Source organism: Novosphingobium mississippiense, assembly GCF_044029535.1.
In the GTDB taxonomy this organism is placed as follows: Bacteria; Pseudomonadota; Alphaproteobacteria; order Sphingomonadales; family Sphingomonadaceae; genus Novosphingobium.
In genome coordinates this window covers 3,804,209-3,818,359 of the sequence record NZ_CP147001.1, presented here as the reverse complement: position 1 = coordinate 3,818,359, position 14,151 = coordinate 3,804,209, and the positions used below count along the sequence as shown (strand labels likewise).

Here is a 14,151-nt window from a genome sequence, read left to right as displayed (position 1 = left end):
GTGGGCATAATTGCCGGGCGGGCGGATGGAGCCCTGTTACGCCGGCGCATCCTCTTTGCGCAGCGGCAGCATCACCGAGGCGGTGGTGCCCTGGCCGGCGCGGCTGTCGATATCGAAGCGGCCGCGATGGCGCTCGACGATGTGTTTCACGATCGACAGGCCCAGCCCGGTGCCGCCCACTGCACGGCTGCGGCTGGTATCGGCGCGATAGAAGCGCTCGGTCACGCGCGGCAAGTGTTCGGGGGAGATGCCGTCGCCCTCGTCGCGCACGGAGATCAGCACCCAGCCGGTCGCGGTCGCCTCCAGCGAGACGTCCACCTTGCCGCCCTGCTTTCCGTACTTCAGCGAGTTGTCGATCAGGTTGCGCAGCACTTGCGCCAGTTGTCCGCGATCGCCCGTCACCACGGCAGTCTCGCAATTGGCGTGGACCATCACGTTGGAACCGGGCTTCGATTCGCCCGCCATCTCCTGCGCCAGCGCCACCATCTCCACCCGGTCCAGCGGCACTTCGTGCTTCACCGCCTCGATCCGCGAAAGGCTCATCAGGTCAAGGATCAGCGCCTGCATCCGCTGCGCCTCGTGCCGGATGGTGTCGAGGAAGCGGTTGCGCACGCCCTCGTCCCCACCCGCCTTGGGGTTCATCAGCGTCTCGACATAGCCGATCACGTTGGCGAGCGGCGTGCGCAGCTCATGGCTGGCATTGGCGACGAAATCCGCGTGCGACTTGGCCACGCTGACCCGCTCGGACAAGTCGTAGAGGCTGACCAGACGGTCCGTGGCAGAGATTGCCCGGCAATCGACTTCCCACACGCTGCCCCCGGTCGAAAGCCCGGTGACGCGGGCGATGCCGCCGCCTTCGCTGAGGATCGCCGCCACCGCGCGCGGTTCGCGAATGGCGATGCGCACATCCTGCCCGACGATATGGGCGCCCAGCAGCGCCTTGGCCGCGCTGTTGGCGAAACGGACCTGCCCGCGCGAAACCATCATTGCCGGCGTCTGGAGGTGTTCGAGAAGCTGGACGCCGTCACCGGCCATTGTTTTTGCCTTCTTTTATCAATGCGCGTCCGCTGCCGCGCCGTCGCCTGGATGAATCCTGACCTGCTCCCATGCCCGTCCCGAACGACAGGACAAAGACGGCCGGGTAACGAACTTGCGGAAAATCGCCCGCGCCATCGCCTCCGGACAGGCCTTAAATACGTATGCGCGCATAAGTCTTGTTCAATCCGTGCAATCGAGGTTGAGCTTTCGCGCGCTCTCGCCTAGCACTTCGCACGCAGTCCATGTTATGCTGCAACCGCGAAGAACCTTAGGCCCTGCCTTAGCGCCGATCGTCACCTCCTGCCGCTGGGACAGGGGCCGTGCACGGGATCGACGCTATCCGATGGCTGGCCCTTTCGATGCGGTGCGCATGATCTGGACTCGGGAGGAGGAGCCCGCCGGTCCTCGGCGGAAAATTGTAAAGGTGAATAACCCCCAGAAGGTGGAAAGCGCCCAGTGACCAATTCTACTCCGGCCCAATCCGCGTCCGGCCAATTCACGTCAGACCGCCTGCTCCTGTTCGGGGCGACGGGCGATCTTTCGCGCCGTATGCTCCTTCCCTCGCTCTGCGCGCTCGACGCCGAAGGCCTGCTCGACCCCAAGGTGGAGATTATCGGGACTGCCCGTTCCGAGCATGACGACCAGGAATTCCGCAATTTCGCGCGCCAGTCGCTGGAACAGTTCCTGCCGGCTGAGCGGCGGGGCGGCATGGCGCGGTTCCTCAACCGCCTGTCGTACCAGACGCTGGACGCCAACCAGATGGAAGGTTTCAACGCGCTGGCAGCCAAGGTGGGGGAGCCGAAGGACGGCCTGTCGATCTTCCTGTCCACCGCGCCCAGCCTGTTCGAACCGACCATTCGCGGCCTGCAGGCCAGCGGATTGGCCGGCGACAACGTACGCATCGGCCTGGAAAAGCCGCTGGGCGTCGATCTTGCCTCCAGCAAGGTGATCAACGACGCCGTCGCCCGTGCTTTCCCGGAAGATCGCATCTTCCGCATCGATCACTATCTGGGCAAGGAAACCGTCCAGAACCTGCTGGCGCTGCGCTTCGCCAACCTGATGTTCGAACCGCTGTGGAACGCCGCACATATCGACCATGTGCAGATCACCGTGGCCGAGACCGTGGGTCTTGAATCGCGCGTCGCCTATTACGACGATTCGGGCGCGCTGCGCGACATGGTGCAGAACCACATGCTGCAGCTTCTTGCGCTGGTCGCGATGGAGCCGCCGGTCAGCTACGACGCCACCAGCGTGCGCGATGAAAAGGTGAAGATCCTGCGCAGCTTGCGCAAGGTTGCCGCCAACGAGACCGTCACCGGCCAGTACCGTGCCGGCGCCATCGGCGGCCAGGCCGTGCCCGGCTATGACGAGGAACTCGGCAAGGATTCGAACACCGAGACTTTCGTCGCCATCAAGGCGCATATCGACAACTGGCGCTGGCAGGGCGTGCCCTTCTATCTGCGCACCGGCAAGCGCCTGCCCAAGCGCACGACGGAGATCGTCGTGCAGTTCCGCGATGTGCCGCACTCCATCTTCCATGGCCGCGGCGCCCGCACGGTGCCCAACCGCCTGGTGATCGGCATCCAGCCGAGCGAGAACATCACGCTCTCGCTCATGGCCAAGGTGCCCGGCCTCGATCGCAATGGTTTCGGCCTGCGCTCCATCCCGCTGGCCATCACCATGCCCGACGCCTTCGCCGGCCCGCAGCGCCGCATCGCTTACGAGCGCCTGCTGCTGGACCTGATCGAGGGCGAGCAGACGCTGTTCGTCCGCCGTGACGAGGTGGAAGCACAGTGGGACTGGATCGACGCCATCCGCACCGAGTGGGAGGAACAGGCCCAGGAGCCGAAGACCTACACCGCCGGAAGCTGGGGCCCGTCCGCCGCCATCGCCCTCGCCGAGCGCGACGGCGTCACGTGGCATGAGTGATCGGGCAGGGGTAAGCTGGCCTGAACGGGCATGAACGCGCAGCGCACCCTATATACCGGGGTGCGCGCCGCTTCCCGTGCCCATTCCCCCGCGAACCGGTGGAAGATAGATATTGACACCGGTTACCTAAATGCCTTCAAGCCTCGCCCGGGAGATCCCGAGCGCGCGGCTTCGGAAGGCTGAGACAAAGACAGATGCCACGCTAAAGTGGCAGACGGACAGAGCAGGAGTAACCCCATGAGCACCCTCAGCCCGGTGGTAGCCCGCGTAACCGACCGCATCATCGAACGGTCGAAGCCCACCCGCGCCCGCTATCTCGCCATGGTCGACCGCGAGGCTGGTCGCCATTCGGACCGTTCGTTCCTTTCGTGCTCGAACCTGGCGCATGGCTTTGCCGCCAGCGGCGAGGACAAGCCCGCCATCGCCACCGGCAAGGCGATCAACGTCGGCATCGTCACCGCCTATAACGACATGCTTTCGGCGCATCAGCCCTATGGCCGCTATCCGGAGCAGATGAAGCTCTACGCCCGCGAAGTGGGCGCGACGGCCCAAGTCGCCGGCGGCGTGCCCGCCATGTGCGACGGCGTGACGCAGGGCTTCGACGGCATGGAACTGTCGCTGTTCAGCCGCGATACCATTGCGCTTTCCACCGCCGTCTCACTCAGCCACGCGATGTATGACGGCATGACGCTGCTGGGCATCTGCGACAAGATCGTGCCCGGTCTGGTCATGGGCGCGCTGCGCTTCGGCCACCTGCCTGCGGTCTTCATCCCCTCCGGCCCGATGCCCAGCGGCATCTCCAACAAGGAGAAGCAGAAGGTCCGCCAGCTCTATGCAGAGGGCAAGGTCGGGCGCGAGGAACTGCTGGCCAGCGAAAGCGCCAGCTATCACTCGGCCGGCACCTGCACGTTCTATGGCACCGCCAACTCCAACCAGATGATGATGGAGATGATGGGCCTGCATATCCCGGGCGCTGCCTTCGTGCCGCCCAACACGCCGCTGCGCCAGGCGGTGACCCGCGCCGCCGTCCACCGCGTGACCGAGATGACCCGCAAGGGTGACGACTTCCGCCCGATGGCGCATGTCGTGGATGAAAAGGCGATCGTGAACGCCATCGTCGGTCTGCTGGCCACCGGCGGATCGACCAACCACGCAATCCACCTGCCCGCCATGGCCCGCTGCGCCGGCATCCAGATCGACTGGCAGGACTTCGACGAACTTTCCGCCGCCGTGCCGCTGCTGGCGCGCGTCTATCCCAACGGTTCGGGCGACGTGAACCACTTCCACGCCGCCGGCGGCATGGGCTGGATCGTTCGCGAACTGCTCGACGCGGGCCTCGCGCATGAGGACATCCTCACCGTCTCGAAGGACGGCATGCGCGCCTACGCCACCGAGCCGACGCTGGACGACGGCGAACTCAAGTGGAAGCCCGCCCCCGCCGTCAGCGGCGACGATACGATGCTGAGCACGGTGGCAAAGCCCTTCCTGCCCGATGGCGGCATGCGCCTCGTTTCCGGCAATGTCGGCCGTGCCACGTTCAAGACCAGCGCGGTCGATCAGGAGCGCTGGACGATCGAGGCGCCCTGCCGCGTCTTCGAAACGCAGGAAGCCGTCATCAATGCCTTCAAGGCGGGCGAACTGGACCGCGACGTCGTGGTGGTCGTGCGCCATCAGGGTCCGCGCGCCAACGGCATGCCCGAACTGCACAAGCTGACCCCGCCGCTGGGCGTGCTGCAGGACCGCGGCTTCAAGGTTGCACTCGTCACCGACGGCCGGATGTCGGGCGCATCGGGCAAGGTGCCCGCGGCGATCCACGTCACCCCGGAAGCGCTGGCCGAAGGGCCGATCGCCTACCTTCAGGACGGCGACATCGTGCGCCTCTGCGCGGTGGACGGCACGCTTTCCACCACGGCGGACCTTTCCGGGCGCTCACCCGCCCCGCTGCCGGCCCCGGCCGAAGGCATGGGCCGCGAACTCTTCGCGATGTTCCGCATGAACGCAGGCGGCGCCGAACAGGGCGGCTCCTCGATGCTGGAGGTTGCAGGCCTGTGAGCGAAAACAAAAGCATGAGCACCGAACTCGTCGCCGTCGACATCGGCGGCACCCATGCCCGCTTCGCGCTGGCCTCGGTCGACGATCATGGCCACATCACGCTGGACGAGCCCGTCACCCTTCACACCAGCGACCATGGCAGCTTCCAGTTGGCTTGGCAGGCGTTCCGGGAACGCAAGGGCGGCAAGCTGCCCTCCGCCGTCTCGATCGCCATCGCCGGCCCGGTGGGCGGCGACGTGATCCGCTTCACCAACAACCCGTGGATCATCCGCCCCAATCTCATTCCCGAGAAGCTGGGCGTGGAACGCTATACCGTGGTCAACGACTTTGCAGCGGTGGCCTATGCCGTCGCGCTGGCGCCGGAAGACCAGTTCCTGCATCTCGCGGGGCCGGACGTTCCGCTGCCCGCTTCGGGCACGCTCAGCGTGCTTGGCCCGGGCACCGGCCTTGGCGTCGCGCACTTGTGGCGCAATGGCCTGCCCCACGGCCACGGCGGCTTCTACCACGTGCAGGCGACCGAGGGCGGCCATACCGACTATTCCCCGCTCGACCTGATCGAGGACGCGATCCTCGCCCGCCTGCGCAAGCGGCACAACCGCGTCTCTACCGAACGCGTCGTCTCCGGCCCGGCCATCGTCGATATCTACCAGACGCTCGCCGCCATGGAGACCCGCGCGGTGCATGACGTGACCGACGTGGAAATCTGGACCGCCGGCACGAACCATTCGGACCCGCTGGCGGCGGCCGCCGTCGATCGCTTCTGCCTCTCGCTGGGCAGCGCGGCGGGCGACTATGCGCTTGCCCACGGGGCGGCCGGCGTCGTCATCGCCGGGGGCCTTGGCTACCGCATTCGTGAAACCATTCTGTCCTCGGGCTTTGCCGAGCGTTTCTGCGCCAAGGGCCGCTTTGCCGGCATGATGGCGCAGATCCCGGTCAAGCTCATCACCCATCCGCAGCCCGGCCTGTTCGGCGCGGCTGCCGCCTATGTCAGGGAGCACCATCAATGAGCAGCCCGTCCGAAGCCGTCGAAAAGGTCATGCGTCTGGCCCCGGTGATCCCGGTGCTGGTGATCGAGGATATCGAACACGCGCTGCCGATCGCCGAAGCGCTGGTCGCCGGCGGGTTGCCCGCGCTTGAGGTGACGCTGCGCACCGAATGCGCGATCGAGGCGATCAAGGTGATGAAGCAGGTTCCCGGCGCCGTGGTCGGCGCGGGCACCGTGCTTTCGCCGGACGACCTGAAGCGCTCGATCGATGCGGGCGCCGAATTCATCGTCTCGCCCGGCCTCACCCCGATGCTGGCCGAAGCCGCCTACAAGACCAAGATCCCCTTCCTGCCCGGCACCGCCAACGCCAGCGACGTGATGTTCGCGCTGGAATGCGGGTTCGACCGTCTGAAGTTCTTCCCCGCCATGGCGGCGGGCGGTCCTTCGGCGCTGAAGGCGATTGCCGCGCCGCTGTTCAAGGCGAAGTTCTGCCCCACCGGCGGCGTGACACCCGAAAACGCGCCCGAATGGCTGGGGCTGGACGCGGTGCTCTGCGTCGGCGGCAGCTGGATGGTGCCCAAGGGCAAGCCCGATGTCGCCAAGATCGAGGCGGCGGCCCGCGCTGCGGCGGGGCTTGCACGGTGAGCGGGCCAGAGGCGGGACTGCCGCTGAACACGGTCGACGATCTCGATCGCCGGCTTCAGGAACTCCATGTCCTGACCGCCCAGACGCCGCTCTACAATCCGGTTTTCCAGCTGGGGCTCGAACTCTCGCGCCAGCTGGAAAACGGCGAAATGGGCCTCGACACGATCGAGGCCCTCGTCGCCGAGATGGAGTGCGAAGGGTTGCGCGCCCGTGCCGCGCGGCTTGACCGAATGCTGGCCCCGATCGCCCCGGCCGAAAACGAAAAGCGGCTGGATGCCGCCGCCAGCGAAGAGGACTTCAACGCCTTCGCCGTGCGCTGGCAGCGTCCTTCGGCCCACGTGGTCTTCACCGGGCACCCCACGTTCCTGCTTTCCACCGCCCAGACCGAGGCCGTGACGCAGGCCGCCTCTACCGGCGATCATAGCGAGGCCACCGTCTGCGCCGCCTCCCCCACGCGCGACACGATCACGCTCGATTACGAACACGGCAAGGCGATGGAAGCCATCGCGCGCGGCCAGAAGGCCCGCGACCGCATCAACGAACGCCTGTTCGACATTGCCGCCGCCCGCTGGCCCAAGCGCTGGAAGGGCCTGAACCCGATGCCCGCCCGCTTCGCGACCTGGGTGGGCTACGACATGGACGGTCGTACCGACATCAGCTGGTCCACCTCGATCCGCTACCGGCTTGAGGAAAAGGCCCAGCGGCTTGCCAGCTATGCCGAAATGCTGGCCCACGCCGCGCCGGACACGTCCGCCAAGCTGGCCCGTGCCGGCGCGCTTGCCACCGAGATGGCCGCACGCTTCGCCGCCGACCTTTCCTCGCCGGAGGCGCTGTCGGACGCCGCCAATACGCTGACCGCCGAGCATCCGGACAAGCTGATCAGCCTAGAAGGCATCATCAGCCACCTCGAATCCGAAGCGCGCCACGCCGATCAGGATCAGGCCCGCACGCTCCTCGTCGCCGCCGCCGCCATGCGCGCCGACGGGTTGGGCATGGGCTGGATCCACTTCCGCGTGAACGCATCGCAGCTGCAGAACGCGATCCGCCTGCGCATCGACCCGGAAGGCAAGCTGAACCTTGCCAGCCAGGCCGCGCTGGTCCGCATGCGCGAACTGCTGGCCGAAGTCACGCCGCTGAAGTCCAACTTCGCCGCGCTCGCCATCGAGAATTCCACCGCCGTGCGCCAGTTCCTGGCGATGGCGCAGATCCTTGCGCACATCGATGCCGACGCGCCGATCCGCATGCTGGTGGCCGAGTGCGAGGAGCCGACCACGATCCTGGCCGCGCTCTATTTCGCGCGGATGTTCGGGATCGACGAGAAGGTGGACGTCTCGCCCCTGTTCGAGACCGAGACGGCGCTGGAACACGGCGGCCGCTTCCTTGACGCGGTGCTGGCAGAGCCCGCCTACCGCGACTATGCGCACAAGCGCGGCCGCGTCTCGATCCAGACCGGCTTCTCCGACGCGGGCCGCTTCGTCGGCCAGGTTCCCGCCGCGCTGGCGATCGAGCGTCTGCAGGGCCGCCTGTCCGAAGCGATGGTGGCCAATGGCCTTACCGACGTTTCGGCGCTGATCTTCAACACCCACGGCGAATCGATGGGCCGCGGCGCGCATCCGTCCAGCATCGAGGACCGCTTCCAGTGGCCGATGTCGCCCTGGGCCCGCCGCCGCTTCCTGCGTGCGGGAATCCGGCTGGAGCCCGAAGTCTCGTTCCAGGGTGGTGACGGCTACCTCTGGTTCGGATCGGACGAACTGGCGCTGGCCACGCTCACCCGCATGGCCGAAATGCCGCTGTGGGGCGCCGATGTCGATGCGCCGACCGACTTGTTCTATCGCCGCACCGACCTCAGCCTCGATTTCTACCGCGCGATCCGGGGCGTGCAGCATGAGCATCTGGAAAGCTCCACCTACAGCCGGGCGATCACCGCGTTCGGCCTGGGGCTGCTGAACGACACCGGCAGCCGCAAGTCGCGCCGCCAGTCGGACCTTGCCGCCGACCGTTCGATGAGCCTGCGCCAGATTCGCGCGATCCCGCACAACGCCATCCTGCAGCAACTGGGCTATCCGGTGAACGTGATCGCCGGGATCGGCACCGCGTCGGACGGCAACCGCGAGGAAATCGCCGGCCTGCTGCGCGAGAGCGAACGCGGGCAGCAATTGATGCGTCTGGCCCGCGCGGCCAACGCCTTGGCCTCGATCAAGACGGTCGCGGCCTATGGCGAACTGTTCAACTCCGCCTACTGGGCCAGCCGCCCCTATCGCGGGGATGAGAAGCACATTGCCGACGCCTGCCTGAAGCTGGCCGAATATCTGACCAAGGATGACCGCACCGGCGTCTATCGCCGTCTGGCCTCACGCCTGCGCGTCGATGCGATGAAGCTGCACTTCCTGCTCGACCTGCTGCCGGACGAAGCGCCGCTGCCGGACCGCGAGCACACCCGGCGTAGCCTGGGCGTGTTGCAGTCGCTGCGCATCGCACTGTTCAAGCACATGTTCCTGCGCGTGGTCATGGTGCCGCCGTTCAGCCGCGCCAACGACATCAGCCATGACGACGTGCTGGAGATGTTCTTCACCCTGCGCGTGGAGGACGGCCTGGCGCAGCTGCGCCGCGCCTTCCCGACCAGCTTCCCCTCGATCGACGACTTCACGGTGGACAAGCCCAGCGACTATCCGGATTCCAGCGCGACCGGCTATGCGCAGATCCACCGCGAATTCATCGACCCGATCGCGCGGTGCTATGCCCTGAGCCTGCGCATCACCACCGCGCTGGCGAACGAGTTCGGCGCGCATGGGTAAGGCTCTCGCGGCGGCGGTGGCGATCGGTGGATGCCTGTTCGCCCTGCCCGCCGCCGCGCGGCCTCAGGCTTCGGCAGAAATCCGCATCGGCGACGTGGACCGCTTCTATGCGCTCTACGACGCCGCCGGCGGCAAACCTTCGGCCGAAGTCCTGCAACACGACTATATCGATGCCGGCAGCGACGGCGTGCGCCAGTTCGTGCCGCACCGTATCCTCTCCGGTCAGAAGTTGGCCACGGAAGTTGCCCTGCATCCCGAAATCTACCAGGGCGCTAGGGCCTGCCTGAAAGTTCTGCCCACGGTGAAGGCGCGGCTGGAAACGGCTTTTGCCAAACTGGCGAAGCTGGACCCGCAAGCGCATTTTCCACCCGTTACCATCCTGATCGGACGCAACAACAGCGGAGGCACCACCGGCGCGTCGGGCGTGCTTATCGGCCTGGAAGTGGCCTGTCGATCGGATTGGCCGCAGGCCGAAATTGCCGACCGGCTGGTGCACCTCATCGCTCACGAATACGGTCACATCCAGCAGCCCGCGGCGCTGGACGACGAAACGCTTCCCACAACGGTCCTGCGTCAGTCGCTGATCGAAGGGGTAGCCGAACTTCTGGCCGAACTGAGTTCGGGCGACATCGGCAACGCCCACTTGCGCGATTGGACGCGCGGCAAGCAGGCAGAGATCGACAAGCGCTTTCTGGCGGAGGCCGACAGCGCGGACCTTTCCGACTGGCTCTACAACGGACGCGGCACGCCCGACCATCCCGGCGATCTGGGCTATTGGGAAGGGTATCGGATCGCCAAAGCCTACTACGATCACGCCAAAGACAAGCGCACAGCGCTTGCCACACTGATCAGGCTCGATTCGCCCAAGGCCATACTGGCCGAAAGCGGCTGGACGCCGGCGCCATTGCCGGCCGGCCCTACTCCATCAGCCCCATCAGCGCCTTGATCTCGCACGTCGCGAAACCCACCGTGCTGTCGGAGATGCCATAGGGGATCAGCAGCCGTTCCCCCACCTTCAGCGCGCCGCAAGTGTAGACCACGTTGGGCACATAGCCCGAACGATCGGCGTTCTCCGCCGTCAGCACCGGTTCCACGGTGCGCGCCAGCACTTTCGACGGGTCCTTCAGGTCCAGCAGCGCGCAGCCCAGCGCGTACTTGCGCATCGCGCCGACGCCGTGGGTGAACAGCAGCCAGCCCTCTTCCGTGCGGATCGGGCTGCCGCAATTGCCGATCTGGATGAACTCCCAGGGGTAGGCCGGCTCCATCAGCAGCACGCCGTCGTCATCCCAGACTGCCATCTCATCGGACTTCAACAGGAACAGGTTCTGCCCGTCCTGTCGGCCGACCATGCAGTATTGCCCGTCGATCTTCTCCGGAAACAGCGCCATGCCCTTGTTGCGCCCGGCGCGGCCGTGGATCGGCTCCAGCTCGAACGAGCGGAAATCGCGCGTGCGCAGCAGTTCGGAACGGATCGAACTGCCCGAATAGGCGGTGTAGGTGCCCACCCATTCGTAATCGCCATCGCCATGCTCGAACCGCACGAGGCGCAAGTCTTCCAACCCGCCGCGCTGCTGTTCGGTGATCGGGAAGATCACCGTGTTGGACAGGCTGGATTCCGGATGGCGATGTACGAAGACGTTGGTGTCCTCTGCATCGATCTGCTCTTCATCGTCCAGTTCGACCGAGGTGGCGAACGAGGCCTGCGGCCAAAGGCTGAAAGTGCCGTCTTCCTCGGCAATGCCTTCGCGGAATGCAACGGAGCTGATGTGCCCTTCCCCCACCGCGCGCAGGCTCATGATGAAGCGGACCGATCCGTCCTGCATGCCCGACTGGTCGGGCGCGGGCACGATCGAGGGATTCATCAGCGCGGCCGCCGCGAAGGTATATTCGTGGCAGAAGTACGATCCGATCAGCCGCTTGCGCGACTCGGAAAAGCGCGCAGGGTCCAGTTCCAGGTTCGCCGCCACTTCGGCAAAGCGCTCCTCGAAGATCCTCTCGGTCTGCCAGTGGCGTTCCTTGAAGTCGCGCAGCACGCGTTCGTATTCCGCAGCGGCACGCTCCTCCGTCAGCGCCGCAACGTGCTCCACCAGCTTCATCGCCCGGCCGCTGGGCGCATTTTTCGCCTGCCAGCCAAGGTGAAATGGGCGCAGCACCACTCGCGCCGGATCGGCGTGGAGGCGGGTTTCGAAAACGTGCAGCGGTTCAGACCAGGCTGTCTCGGGCCGATTCAAGCCAACCTCCTTCGGATACCAATGGGCCTGACGATACCAAGGGGCCCAACTGGGCAAGCTCGGCCAGAGCATAATGCGAAAGCTGGAAAGCGAGAATGGATTCCGCACCGCAATTGCCATTTGCGCCGCGCGGGGTCACCCCGTCATGGCAGCGGCCGGTCGCCAGGTCCGCCAGCGCCACGCCGCGATCGTTACCGCCGAAGAACCAGCGCCATGCCGCCATCGCATGTTCACGCCAGAATGCGCCCTGCGTCGCACGCCATGCCGAGCGCGAGGCTTCTATCGCGGCCTGCGCCTCCAGCGGCTGCTGGTCGAACGGCAGATAGTTGTAGGGTTTGTGGAAGCTTTCCGATCCGATCGGGCGGAACTGACCACGCGCGGAAAGCTGCTGGTGGCAGATCCATTCCAGCGTGGCCAAGCCATCGCCGATCCAGTCCTCCCGCCCCAGCACCATGCCCGCCTCTATCAGCGCCTGCGGCAGGCGGGGATTGTCATAGCCCAGCACCGCCTCGAACCAGGCCCAGTCGGGCCGGCGGCCATGGCCCAGCAGCTTCATCAGGAATTCGCCGCCTGCCTCCACACGCTCCCGCGACTGTGCGTGATCGGGATCGCGGCGCAGCACCGCGCAGGCGCCCAGCATCGCGAAGGCAACCGCGCGCGGCGATCCGCTTTCCCCCACCGCACCCTGCGCCTGCTGGAACAGGTCAAGCGCCCAATCGCCCAGCGGCGCGTCCAGATTGCATTCGCAGGTCTGCCCCAGCGCCCAGAGCGCGCGGCCGTTCGAATCTTCGGATCCCTCATCCTCGCACCACGACCGGTCATAGCGCATGAAGTTGCGGAAGCGGCCAAGGTCCGCGTTCCACGCATATTGCACGAAGCCCGCGTAGGAGAGGCTCCACTTCATCCGCTCGGCCGCGGCAACACCGTGCGCCACGTTCATCAGCATCAGCGCGCGGGCATTGTCGTCCAGGCAATAGCCATGGCGACGATCGGGCACGACGCCGACGCCATGCTGAAGCATCCCGGTGGCATCGCTCATCGCGAAAACTGCCGACAGCCCCGGCGTTGCCGTCACCGGCGGCACCACCGCGCGCGGTGCGCGGGCAGTCGCGATCAGCCGGGCAGAGCTTTCCGCGAAGCGCGGCCAGATCGTCTCGCGCCCGCGCGCCCAGGCGCGGCGCTGCATTGCGGCCAGCTCGTCGGGATCGTCCAGCAGCGCGTTCACGGCGTCGGCAATCGCCGTGCTGGAACCCGGATCGATCAGCACACCCACGCCATCGCCCAGCAGTTCGCGGGCATGGAGGTAAGGCGTGGAGATCAACGCCTTGCCCAGCGCCACTGCATAGCTGAGCGTGCCCGATGTGGCCTGCTGCAGCCCGGGATAGGGCGTCAGGTAGATGTCGCAGGCCTCCAGCTGGTCCAGCAGTTCCCCGGTCTCGAGGAAGCGGTTGTCCCATGCCAGATGGTCGGCCACGCCCAGTTCCACCGCCAGCCGTTCCAGTTCCTCGCGATAGGCCTCGCCCTCCTCTGCGACGAGGTTGGGGTGCGTGGCGCCGACGATACGGTAAAGCACGTCCGGATGGCGCGCGACGATGCGGGGCAGCGCCGCGATCGCATGTTCCAGCCCCTTGCCATGCCCCAGCAGGCCGAAGGTCATCAACACCTTGCGGTCCTGCAGGCCCAGCAGCGCCTTGAAGTGTTCGTGGCGGCCGAACGGGCGATCCGGCGCGCCGTGTTCGATCACCTCTATAACGCGGGGGGGAACGCCGTAGTCCCGCTCCAGCACGGTCTTCGAATTCTGCGACATCACCATGATCCGCGATGCGCGAACGACAAGGTGACCAAGAATCGCCCGCTGGTGCGCGGTGGGTTCCTGCAACACGGTATGCAGCGTCAGGATCAGCGGTGCCGCCAACCTGTCGACGAAATGGCAGACGAGATCGCCGTCCTTGCCGCCGAAGATGCCGTATTCGTGCTGCAGCCACACCGCATCGACCGCGCTTTCGTTGATCCGCCGCGCGGCGCCGGCATAGTCCTCCGCATCGTCGCAGGCGATGGTGCCAGCCACGTCGCGGTATTCCAGCGGGTGCCGGGGATCGTCCAGTGCATAGACGTCGACGGCGATTTCGGGATGATGTTCGCGCAGCTGGTCGAAAATGTCGGTCGTAAATGTGGCTATGCCGCACTTGCGAGGGGCAAAATTGCCAATCAGCGCAATATGGGCGGACTTGATCCTTGTATTGGAATCAATACCGCCAGTGGCGTCAAATATCGAACGCACCTTGTCCGAACCCGATTTCCAACCGGGTTCTTCCTCGCGAGGCAACCAGTTCATGCGCGCTCCTAGGAGGCAGGAGGGAGAGATCGAATCCTGAAAGCGCGAACATGCCATGAGTTTCCCGCTGCACTGCAATATTGTTCCCGCAAACGGGCCGAAGCGGGTGCGAAAGACGGTCTGTGGAGCGGGGTTGCCATG

9 protein-coding genes are annotated in these 14,151 nt (G+C 66.1%); 6 read left to right on the top strand and 3 right to left on the bottom strand.

Translation table 11 applies throughout. The features are described 5' to 3' along the window. Nucleotides 1-36 precede the first annotated feature (36 nt). Entirely contained in the window at nt 37-1,035 is a 999-nt protein-coding gene (locus tag WBP06_RS18135) for a sensor histidine kinase (RefSeq protein ID WP_395330537.1), read from the bottom strand. A 459-nt stretch (nt 1,036-1,494) separates the two neighbouring features. Here WBP06_RS18135 and zwf point away from each other — a divergent pair, with 459 nt between their 5' ends. From zwf to WBP06_RS18105, 6 genes are all read left to right on the top strand, one after another. Continuing rightward, nucleotides 1,495-2,967 (top strand): glucose-6-phosphate dehydrogenase, encoded by a 1,473-nt coding sequence (gene zwf / locus WBP06_RS18130; RefSeq protein ID WP_395330535.1) that lies wholly within the window; start codon nt 1,495-1,497, stop codon nt 2,965-2,967. A gap of 237 nt (nt 2,968-3,204) precedes the next feature. Next, entirely contained in the window at nt 3,205-5,019 is a 1,815-nt protein-coding gene (gene edd, locus WBP06_RS18125) for a phosphogluconate dehydratase (protein WP_395330533.1), read from the top strand. Nucleotides 5,020-5,033: 14 nt separating this feature from the next. Then, nucleotides 5,034-6,026, top strand: coding sequence for an ROK family protein (locus tag WBP06_RS18120; RefSeq protein WP_395330530.1), 993 nt, complete (start codon nt 5,034-5,036; stop codon nt 6,024-6,026). After that, on the top strand, nt 6,023-6,649 hold the full coding sequence (eda, locus tag WBP06_RS18115; protein WP_395330528.1) for a bifunctional 4-hydroxy-2-oxoglutarate aldolase/2-dehydro-3-deoxy-phosphogluconate aldolase: 627 nt from the start codon (nt 6,023-6,025) through the stop codon (nt 6,647-6,649). The genes WBP06_RS18120 and eda overlap by 4 nt, the downstream gene beginning before the upstream one ends. Further along, complete coding sequence (locus WBP06_RS18110) at nt 6,646-9,444, top strand: phosphoenolpyruvate carboxylase (protein ID WP_395330526.1); 2,799 nt, start codon at nt 6,646-6,648, stop codon at nt 9,442-9,444. The genes eda and WBP06_RS18110 overlap by 4 nt, the downstream gene beginning before the upstream one ends. Next, complete coding sequence (locus WBP06_RS18105) at nt 9,437-10,390, top strand: DUF2268 domain-containing putative Zn-dependent protease (protein ID WP_395330524.1); 954 nt, start codon at nt 9,437-9,439, stop codon at nt 10,388-10,390. Before WBP06_RS18110 ends, WBP06_RS18105 begins: the two co-directional genes overlap by 8 nt. Here WBP06_RS18105 and WBP06_RS18100 read toward each other — a convergent pair. Further along, nucleotides 10,362-11,675 (bottom strand): glycoside hydrolase family 130 protein, encoded by a 1,314-nt coding sequence (locus WBP06_RS18100; protein ID WP_395330522.1) that lies wholly within the window; start codon nt 11,673-11,675, stop codon nt 10,362-10,364. The genes WBP06_RS18105 and WBP06_RS18100 overlap by 29 nt on opposite strands. Further along, nucleotides 11,647-14,010 (bottom strand): glycosyltransferase family 4 protein, encoded by a 2,364-nt coding sequence (locus WBP06_RS18095; RefSeq protein ID WP_395330520.1) that lies wholly within the window; start codon nt 14,008-14,010, stop codon nt 11,647-11,649. Before WBP06_RS18095 ends, WBP06_RS18100 begins: the two co-directional genes overlap by 29 nt. Nucleotides 14,011-14,151: the final 141 nt, after the last annotated feature.

Excerpts from the sequence above, each read along its gene's own strand:
- eda (WP_395330528.1), top strand. The coding sequence starts at position 6,023 with ATGAGCAGCCCGTCCGAAGCCGTCGAAAAGGTCATGCGTCTGGCCCCG.
- WBP06_RS18095 (WP_395330520.1), bottom strand. The coding sequence starts at position 14,010 with ATGAACTGGTTGCCTCGCGAGGAAGAACCCGGTTGGAAATCGGGTTCG.
- WBP06_RS18120 (WP_395330530.1), top strand. The coding sequence starts at position 5,034 with ATGAGCACCGAACTCGTCGCCGTCGACATCGGCGGCACCCATGCCCGC.
- WBP06_RS18135 (WP_395330537.1), bottom strand. The coding sequence starts at position 1,035 with ATGGCCGGTGACGGCGTCCAGCTTCTCGAACACCTCCAGACGCCGGCA.
- edd (WP_395330533.1), top strand. The coding sequence starts at position 3,205 with ATGAGCACCCTCAGCCCGGTGGTAGCCCGCGTAACCGACCGCATCATC.
- WBP06_RS18105 (WP_395330524.1), top strand. The coding sequence starts at position 9,437 with ATGGGTAAGGCTCTCGCGGCGGCGGTGGCGATCGGTGGATGCCTGTTC.